Origin of the sequence: Lacinutrix sp. MedPE-SW, from assembly GCF_001874145.1 — a bacterium.
Taxonomy (GTDB): Bacteria; Bacteroidota; Bacteroidia; order Flavobacteriales; family Flavobacteriaceae; genus Lacinutrix.
The window spans coordinates 116,672-125,659 of the sequence record NZ_MPCX01000012.1; the positions used below are offsets into that span (position 1 = coordinate 116,672).

Genomic DNA, 8,988 nt, shown 5'->3' on the forward strand with positions numbered 1-8,988 from the left:
TTACTGAGACTTTACTGCTAAGGTAGATTTTATTTTATTTCTGTTAGCAATATCCATTATATATACTACGTGTTTCATTTCTACATCTTGATCTGAACGTATTGTTATTGTTGGCGATTCTGCACTGCCTAGTTTTGATAACAACTCTGATTCTAGTGTTTCTTTAGACACTTGTTTTAAATCGATATAATAGTTAACGTTTTTATCTACGCTTACCGAAATGTTTTTTGTCTGGGTTGTTTTACTTGATGATTTTGGTAATAACAGATCTATTGCTTCAGCTGAAACTAATGTTGAAGCAATCATAAAAAATATTAGTAATAGAAATACAATATCTGTCATTGACGACATATTGAATTCTGGTGTTACTTTATTTCTTCCGCGTAAATTCATAAATATTTATTTAGCTAGGTTCGTTTAAAAGGTCTAAAAACTCTAATGAATTAGCTTCCATTTTATATACTACCTTATCTGTTTTTACTACTAAATGGTTGTATGCAATGTAAGCTATAATACCAACTATTAAACCACCAACGGTTGTTGTCATTGCTGTGTATAAACCATCTGCTAAGGTTTTAATATCTATTGAACCGCCTGAATTTGCTATTTCGAAAATTGAAAGAATCATACCTATTACGGTACCTAAAAACCCAATCATTGGTGCGGCTCCAGAAATGGTTGCTAAAACACTAATGTTTTTTTCTAAGCTATAAATTTCTAAACGTCCTGCATTTTCTATTGCTGTATTAATATCGTCTAAAGGTTTTCCTATTCTTGAAACGCCTTTACTTATTAATCTTGATACTGGTGAGTTTGTTTGAGCGCATAAATTTTGAGCTGAATCTATTTTACCATTACTTACGTAATCTCGAATTTGATTCATAAAATTTGAGTCTACTTTAGAGGCTTCTTTTATGGCTAAAATTCTTTCAAAATAAATGTATAATGCTACTACAAATAGCACAAATAATAACGCTATAATAATTATTCCTGCTGTACCTCCAGTTGTTATTAATTCTATAATTGAAAGTGTTTTTTCAACTGATTCTCCTTCGGCTAATCCGTCGGTAGTTTGAGCTGCTTCTTGTAAGATTGTATTTAACATATTCTAGGTTTAGATAACTGTATAACGTGCTTTTTTAAAATTTAATATATTTTGTTTTTAGAAGTTTAAAACTATAGCATATATATAACGCCTAATAGTCCCATAATACCTAAAACAATTGTGTATGGAAATGCCATTTTTGCCATTTTTCCATAAGATAAATTAATTAATGGTGCTATTGATGATGTTAGTAAAAATAAAAATGCGGCTTGGCCATTAGGTGTTGCTACACTTGGTAAATTTGTACCTGTATTAATTGCTATTGCTAATTGCTCAAACTGTAATCTTGAAATGTTTCCTGCTGTAAATGCATTTTGAACTTCTCCTATATATACTGTTGCTACAAATACGTTATCACTAATCATAGATAACAAACCATTTGCTGCATAAAATATTGCTGGTTGTTGTGCTGGATCTTTTGAAAGTGCCCATTCTATAATTGGTTGAAATAAATGTTGATCATGTATCATGGCTACTATTACAAAAAACACTACAAGTAATCCTGTAAATGGTAACGCTTCTTCGAATGCTTTACCTAATGAGTGCTCATCTGTAATACCCATAAATGCAGTTTGAACAATAATTAGAGCTAACCCTATAAATCCTACTGGAGCGATGTGCAATGCTAAACCTGCTATTAATAATAATGCTGAAACCCCTTGAACTATTAATCCATATTTTTGAGCTTCGGTTCTTTTTTTATCCTGCTCTTCTGTATAATTTTCAATTATTCTACGTGCTACTTCTGGTAATTTATCACCGTAACCAAATATTTTAGTTTTTTCTAAAATTACAGTTGTAATAACACCTGCAAATAAAACAGGAATTGTAATTGGTGCCATTTTTAGGAAAAACTGAACAAAATCCCATCCTAAACGTTCTCCAATTAATAAGTTTTGTGGTTCTCCTACTAATGTACAAACGCCACCTAATGCCGTACCTACTACACCATGCATTATTAAACTTCTTAAAAAGCTTTTAAATTGCTCGAATGTTTCGCCACTTAATTCTTTTCTATCTAGAATGTTATCGTCATCATAATCTGCATCAACACTAGAATGTATTTTGTGATATACACCATAAAAACCTACGGCTACACTAATTAATACAGCTGTTACTGTTAGTGCATCAAGAAAAGCTGATAGTACTGCAGATAATACTACAAATAGTACTGATAATACTAGTTTTGATTTAATTTTTGTAAAAACCTTACTAAATATATACATTAATAGAGGTTTCATAAAATAAATACCTGCAACCATGAATACTAAAAGTAATATTACTTCTAGGTTAGCATCTACTTCATGATAAGCATTTTCTGGAGTTGTAAGCCCTAAAGCTAAAGCTTCTATAGCCAGTAATCCTCCTGATTGTAAAGGATAACATTTTAATGCCATTGCTAGACAGAAAATAAATTCACCAATAAACAACCAAGCACATATAGTTGGGTTTATATAGAAGATAGGAATATTAATGATTAAAAAAGCAATCATTGTGAATTTGAACCATTTAGGACTGTTTCCTAAAAACTGATTTATCATAATTTTGAAGTATTAAGTTTTAAAATGAATTAAACTAATTGTGTTAATGCAATCTCGAAGGCAGTTTTACTTATTTCGGTTTTGCTTGGGTTTTTATCGTATGTATTTTGTAATGCTTTTTTAATAATTTCTGAAGTATCGTTAAAAATAGCTTCGTCTGTCATTTGTACTTTTCGCTCCATAAAGTAAGCGAAAACTCTTGCCATACCACAGTTTGAAATAAAGTCTGGAATTAAACTAACTTTCTCGTCTGTATGCTCCATAATACTACCAAAGAAAATTTCTTTATCTGCAAATGGTACATTTGCACCACAAGAAATCACTTCTAATCCTGTATTAATTAATTGATTTATTTGGTCTTGTGTTATTAATCTTGAAGCGGCACAAGGTGCGAATATTTGAGTTTGAAGTGACCATACGCGCTGGTTCATCTCTTCAAAAGGAATCATGTTATCTGCTAGTAAAGTGTTACCGTTTTTGTTTAAAAAGAAGTTTGTTATTTCATCGAAAGAGAAACCTTCTTCGTTTATAACACCTCCAGAAATATCTATAATACCAACTATTTTAGCTCCCATTTGTGCTAAATAATATGCAGCAGCAGAACCTACATTACCAAAGCCTTGAACAACTGCACGTTTACCTACAACGCTACCACCATAAATTTCGTAATAATGTTTTACAGCTTCGGCAACGCCATAACCCGTAATCATATCTGCAACAGTATATTTTCTTGTTACATCTGGAGAAAAACCTGGATTTTCTATTACTTTAATAACACCTTGGCGTAGTTGACCAATTCTATTAATTTTATCGGCTTCGGTAGGTTTAAAATGTCCATTAAAAACACCTTCTTGAGGATGCCAAACACCAGATTCTTCAGTAATTGGAATAACTTCGTGAATTTCATCTACGTTTAAATCTCCTCCGGTTCCATAATAGCTTTTTAATAATGGAGATACTGCTTTGTACCAACGCTCAAGAACGCCTTTTTTTCTAGGGTCACTTGGGTCGAAATTTATACCAGATTTTGCACCGCCAATTGCTGGTCCAGAAACTGTAAACTTTACTTCCATGGTTTTAGCTAAAGATAGGACCTCATTCATGTCTAATCCTTTTCTCATTCGTGTTCCTCCACCTGCAGCGCCACCACGTAATGAGTTTATAACTGTCCAGCCTTCGGCTTCTGTTTCTGAATCTTTCCAGTTAAAAATTATTTCTGGCTCTTTATTTTCGTACTTTTTTAGTAATTCTTTCATTTAAATTCTATTGAATCTTGTTATAACTTTTATTTTCATTTTTTGTTTTTCTGTAAGTAAAGCTAAAGCTGATTCATTTTAGAAGAAATTTTAGTTAGTTTGATTTAACAAATATAAAAAACAAATTATGTACACTCTTAAAATTAATATTTTTTTAAGGATGAAATATTACTCCTGAAACATGATTTTTTTTTGCACCAGTTACACTAGCTAAACAATTAACTTGATTTCTAAGTTTTAGAACTCCTAAAAAACCAAATATTAATGCTTCTTTAAACTCTATTATTTCTTTAGATGGTATTTCTATTTTATTGTTAGTGCGTGAATTTATTCTATTTATTAAAAATGAATTAAACACTCCACCACCCGTTAATAGTATTGATGCTTTTGTTTTTGTATTTATTACTGTTTCTATTTGCATTACAATATGCTCTACAAATGTTCTTAATATATCTGGAGTGCTAAGTTTGTAACTATCTATTAAGGGAAAAATATTTTTGTTAACCCATTCTAAGCCTAAAGATTTAGGGTGGTTTTTTTTGTAAAATGGTAATGCATTAAGTTCTTTAAGTAAAGCTTTATTAATGGAGCCACTTTTAGCTATTTCACCTTTATCATCAAAATCGAAACCTAAATTTGATACATATTTATTTAATACAATATTTAAAGGGCAAATATCGAAAGCAATTCGGTTTTTGTTTAATGCTGTAGATATGTTTGCAAACCCACCTAAGTTTATACAAAAGGTATAATTTGAAAATAATAACTCATCGCCTATTGGCACTAATGGCGCTCCTTGGCCTCCTAATTCTACATCTTGAACTCTAAAATCACATACAACTAACTGGTTTGTGATTTTTGCAATTGAAGGCAAATTTCCTATTTGATAGGTTAATTTGTTTTCTGGTTTATGAAGTGCAGTATGTCCATGAGAGCAAATTGCATCAACACTAAAAATATTATTTTTTTCTAAAAATACATTTATTGTATTTGCCAAGTAGGCTGTATATTCTATATCTAATGACCTTAATTCTTGTTTCGTATAGTTTACTAAAGTTTTTAATTTAGTTGTCCAATCTTTAGTATAATCAACAGTTTCAGCTGTTATAATTTTAAAAGTCCAGGAATCTTCAAACTTAAAATTAATTAAAGCTAAATCTATACCATCTAACGAGGTACCAGACATGATCCCAACAACATTATATTCATTTTTTATCATATAAAGTAAAAATAGAAATATCTATTGAAAAAAAGACAATAAAAAGCTATATTTGCACTCTTATTTTATCAAATCAACATTATACTTTAACTATGGATTTTAGCTTAACTGAAGAGCATTTAATGATACGCGACGCAGCTCGTGATTTCGCACAAACTGAATTATTACCTGGCGTTATAGAGCGCGACGACAAACAACATTTTCCAGATGAGTTAGTTAAAAAAATGGGTGATTTAGGATTTATGGGTATTATGGTAGATCCAAAATATGGAGGAAGCGGTATGGATGCTACTTCTTACGTATTAATTATGGAAGAGTTATCTAAAATAGATGCTTCTGCTTCTGTAATTGTATCTGTAAATAACTCTTTAGTTTGTTACGGTTTAGAAGCGTACGGATCTGAAGAACAAAAACAAAAATATTTAACAAAATTAGCAACTGGTGAATTTGTTGGTGCATTTTGTTTAAGTGAGCCTGAAGCAGGAAGTGATGCTACTTCACAAAGAACAACTGCTGAAGATAAAGGCGATCACTATATAATTAATGGTACTAAAAACTGGATTACTAGTGGTGGCAGAGCAGATGTTTATCTTGTAATTGCTCAAACAGATAAAGAAAAAGGGCATAAAGGTATTAATGCTTTTATTGTTGAAAAGGGAACACCTGGTTTTGATGTTGGACCTAAAGAAGACAAGCTAGGAATTAGAGGTAGTGATACGCATACTTTACAGTTTAATGATGTAAAAGTACCAAAAGAAAATAGAATTGGTGAAGATGGATTTGGTTTTAAATTCGCGATGAAAACATTATCTGGTGGTCGTATTGGTATTGCTGCTCAAGCCTTAGGTATTGCATCTGGTGCTTACGAGTTAGCATTAAAATACTCTAAAGAACGTAAAGCTTTTGGTACAGAAATTTGTAACCACCAAGCTATTGCTTTTAAATTAGCAGATATGTATACAGATATTTCGGCTGCAAGACATTTAGTTATGAAAGCTGCCTGGGATAAAGATCAAGGTAATAATTACGATATGTCTAGTGCTATGGCAAAACTATATGCTTCTAAAGTAGCTATGGAACATACTGTTGAGGCTGTACAAATACACGGTGGAAATGGATTTGTAAAAGAATACCATGTTGAACGTTTAATGCGTGATGCAAAAATTACTCAAATTTATGAGGGAACATCTGAAATTCAAAAAATTGTAATATCAAGAGGTGTTATAAAAGGTTAATATCTTTTTTACCTATAAAAAAAGCAGCCAAATGGCTGCTTTTTTTATGTAATGTATTTAGAATTTGAATATTAATTATTTAGACATATTATCTAACACTAAACGTAACTCGCCAAAAGTATATTTATCGTCTATTTGATGTTTTAAATCTGAAAGGTTTTCAAATTTGTGAGTTGGTATAATTTCCATTAATTCATCAAAATGCTTTTTAGACATTAAATCTAAAATTTTAATTTCTCCTGAAGGAATAAAACTAGCCAAATGCCCAATTATAGTATTTAAATTTAAATCACGCTCCATAGCAATTTGCTCAACAGTTTTACCAGATTTAAACAAATTTAGAGATATTGTTTTTGTTTCTCCTACTTTTCGCTTAGGCTTCTTTTCTTCAAATATTTCTATGTCTTTAGATGTTTCTATATTATTTTCATCACAATATTCTCTAATAATTTTTAAAATTTCGTTGCCATATTTATCAACTCGAGTTTTACCAAAACCATTCACTTTTAATAATTCTTTTTTATTAGTTGGTAGTGTTTCGCACATCTCATAAAGAGATTTTTGAGTAAATATTTGATAATGTATTAAATCATTAGTTTGGGCCAATTCATTTCTTAATTCTCTAAGTAATTCAAATAATTCAACATTTGTAGTGCCATCTACAATAGACTTTCTTGATTTCTTGGGAGCCTCTTTAGCTAAAAAGACAGATTTAGCTCTTAAATTTAAATACTCTTCTGCATTAAAACCTTTAGACAGTTTATTGAAAAATAATTTCTTTACTTCTATTTGCTCCTCTATAACATCTAACATTTTAGCTAAGTCAGTGTCTATAGATTTATTATCTGTAGTAAAACTTAAACTTTTATAAGAAACAATAATGTTATTGTTTAATTCTTTTGAAAAATAATCTAATGCTTTTAAAAAGCGCTCCTGAAGTGCTTTGTTAGCCTCTGGTAAAATTGAGTTTTGAGATATTTCTTGAAGTTGAATTTTAAATGTATTTGCTACTTTTAGTAAATTAGTAATTGTTTTCTTAATTAATAATAAAGGCGCTTCTATATCGCCTTGAATACTAGTTCTGTTTTTATAAAAAATATCTAAAATCCTGTTTATTGGATATATAAATTTAAAAAAATTAAATATTTCAGAAATTAATTTAAGCTGAAAATTTACTTTACTATCTTTTAAAATAGTGTCGTTTGGTTGATTTTGTTCTGCAAGTTTATTAAACGTTATTACATTACTATCACTTATAATTTGATTAGACCCTATTTTTGTTTTTAAAACTAAGCCTTCTAAACTTTTACACCTACTAAGCGCAACATAAGTTTGTCCATGAGCAAATGCTCCTTGAGCGTCTATAATTGCTTTTTCGAATGTTAAACCTTGACTTTTGTGAATTGTTATAGACCATGCTAATCTTAATGGAATTTGAGAAAAAGAACCTATTTTATTTTCAGTAATGCTATTAGTTTCTTTGTTTACAGAATAACTAATATTTTCCCATATCTCATGACCAACATTAATATTGAAATCATCATCAGGACATTTAACTACAACTTCATTTTTATCTAACAAAATAACAGTCCCTATCTTTCCATTAAAATAACGTTTCTCTACAGAACTATCATTTTTGATAAACATAACCTGAGCTCCAACTTTTAATATTAAATCTTCTTTATTAGGAAAAGAAACCTCAGGAAACTTACCTTCTATTTTTGCTTTATAAACAACTTCTTTTTCTTTTATAGCTTTTAAAGCTTCATTATTTATAGATTCTGCTTTGTTATTATGTGTAGTTAAAGAAATATACCCATCTTCTTTTGAAGATATAAAGTCTGGCTTAAATCTTTTATTAAGTTCCCTAGCAGATTGGAGAGATAATGTATCATTTCTTATCTCATTTAGAATATGAATAAATGTAGGATTGTCTTGTCTATATATATGCTTTAATTCTATAGTTATAGTATTACTAGCCTGAAAAGCGATACTACTAAAAAAGAAAGCGTTTTTATAATAAGTCTTTAGTATATGCCATTCATGATCTTTAACTACTGGAGAAAGCTGCTGCAGATCACCAATCATAAGTAATTGAACACCTCCAAAAACCAAGTCTCTATTTTTAAACCTTCGTAAAACCTTATCAATACCATCCAATAAATCAGCACGTACCATACTTATCTCATCAATAACTAATAAATCCATAGACTTAATAATATTGATTTTTGTTTTACTAAATTTTTTATTAAACGCAGAAGAGTTTATATTATAGTCTTCAGGAACAATTGGCCCAAAAGGCATTTGAAAAAAAGAATGAATTGTCATTCCTTTAGCATTAATTGCTGCTACACCAGTTGGTGCAACTATAACCATTCTTTTTATAGAATCTTTTTTTAATTTATGAAGAAATGTAGTTTTCCCTGTACCTGCTTTACCTGTTAAAAATATATTTCTATCAGTATTATTAATAAAATCCCAAGCTAAATCAATTTCCTTATTTATAAACATAAATTATAAATTTAATAAGATTTTTAAATATAATCTTACAAAAAGGGCAAAAAAAAATCCTCAACGAATAAACGTTGAGGATTTATAAAAAAGGCGACGACCTACTCTCCCACAAATGTAG

Annotated in this window: 7 protein-coding genes; 1 reads left to right on the forward strand and 6 read right to left on the reverse strand. The window is 29.9% G+C overall.

Annotated elements, in window-relative coordinates; genetic code table 11:
- The 5 genes from BM549_RS11905 to BM549_RS11925 all read right to left on the reverse strand — a co-directional run bounded on the left by BM549_RS11905 (position 1) and on the right by BM549_RS11925 (position 5,121).
- Positions 1 to 393, reverse strand: coding sequence for a biopolymer transporter ExbD (locus tag BM549_RS11905; protein ID WP_013870303.1), 393 nt, complete (start codon positions 391 to 393; stop codon positions 1 to 3).
- Positions 394 to 403: 10 nt separating this feature from the next.
- Positions 404 to 1,105 (reverse strand): MotA/TolQ/ExbB proton channel family protein, encoded by a 702-nt coding sequence (locus BM549_RS11910; protein WP_290470478.1) that lies wholly within the window; start codon positions 1,103 to 1,105, stop codon positions 404 to 406.
- A gap of 71 nt (positions 1,106 to 1,176) precedes the next feature.
- Entirely contained in the window at positions 1,177 to 2,646 is a 1,470-nt protein-coding gene (gene nhaB, locus BM549_RS11915; RefSeq protein ID WP_290470479.1) for a sodium/proton antiporter NhaB, read from the reverse strand.
- A gap of 29 nt (positions 2,647 to 2,675) precedes the next feature.
- Positions 2,676 to 3,902 carry a Glu/Leu/Phe/Val dehydrogenase dimerization domain-containing protein gene (locus tag BM549_RS11920; protein ID WP_290470480.1) on the reverse strand — a complete coding sequence of 409 codons (1,227 nt, stop codon included), beginning with the start codon at positions 3,900 to 3,902 and terminating at the stop codon, positions 2,676 to 2,678.
- A 154-nt stretch (positions 3,903 to 4,056) separates the two neighbouring features.
- Positions 4,057 to 5,121 carry an anhydro-N-acetylmuramic acid kinase gene (locus BM549_RS11925; RefSeq protein ID WP_290470481.1) on the reverse strand — a complete coding sequence of 355 codons (1,065 nt, stop codon included), beginning with the start codon at positions 5,119 to 5,121 and terminating at the stop codon, positions 4,057 to 4,059.
- A gap of 92 nt (positions 5,122 to 5,213) precedes the next feature.
- On the opposite strand from BM549_RS11925, the gene BM549_RS11930 reads away from it, so the two are divergent.
- The gene (locus BM549_RS11930) at positions 5,214 to 6,356 is read left to right on the forward strand and encodes an acyl-CoA dehydrogenase (RefSeq protein ID WP_013870298.1); all 1,143 of its coding nucleotides are present in this window, start codon (positions 5,214 to 5,216) and stop codon (positions 6,354 to 6,356) included.
- A gap of 75 nt (positions 6,357 to 6,431) precedes the next feature.
- Here BM549_RS11930 and BM549_RS11935 read toward each other — a convergent pair whose 3' ends face one another.
- The gene (locus tag BM549_RS11935) at positions 6,432 to 8,867 is read right to left on the reverse strand and encodes a helix-turn-helix domain-containing protein (RefSeq protein ID WP_290470482.1); all 2,436 of its coding nucleotides are present in this window, start codon (positions 8,865 to 8,867) and stop codon (positions 6,432 to 6,434) included.
- Positions 8,868 to 8,988: the final 121 nt, after the last annotated feature.

Excerpts from the sequence above, each read along its gene's own strand:
- BM549_RS11935 (WP_290470482.1), bottom strand. The coding sequence starts at position 8,867 with ATGTTTATAAATAAGGAAATTGATTTAGCTTGGGATTTTATTAATAAT.
- BM549_RS11925 (WP_290470481.1), bottom strand. The coding sequence starts at position 5,121 with ATGATAAAAAATGAATATAATGTTGTTGGGATCATGTCTGGTACCTCG.
- BM549_RS11910 (WP_290470478.1), bottom strand. The coding sequence starts at position 1,105 with ATGTTAAATACAATCTTACAAGAAGCAGCTCAAACTACCGACGGATTA.
- BM549_RS11905 (WP_013870303.1), bottom strand. The coding sequence starts at position 393 with ATGAATTTACGCGGAAGAAATAAAGTAACACCAGAATTCAATATGTCG.
- nhaB (WP_290470479.1), bottom strand. The coding sequence starts at position 2,646 with ATGATAAATCAGTTTTTAGGAAACAGTCCTAAATGGTTCAAATTCACA.
- BM549_RS11920 (WP_290470480.1), bottom strand. The coding sequence starts at position 3,902 with ATGAAAGAATTACTAAAAAAGTACGAAAATAAAGAGCCAGAAATAATT.
- BM549_RS11930 (WP_013870298.1), top strand. The coding sequence starts at position 5,214 with ATGGATTTTAGCTTAACTGAAGAGCATTTAATGATACGCGACGCAGCT.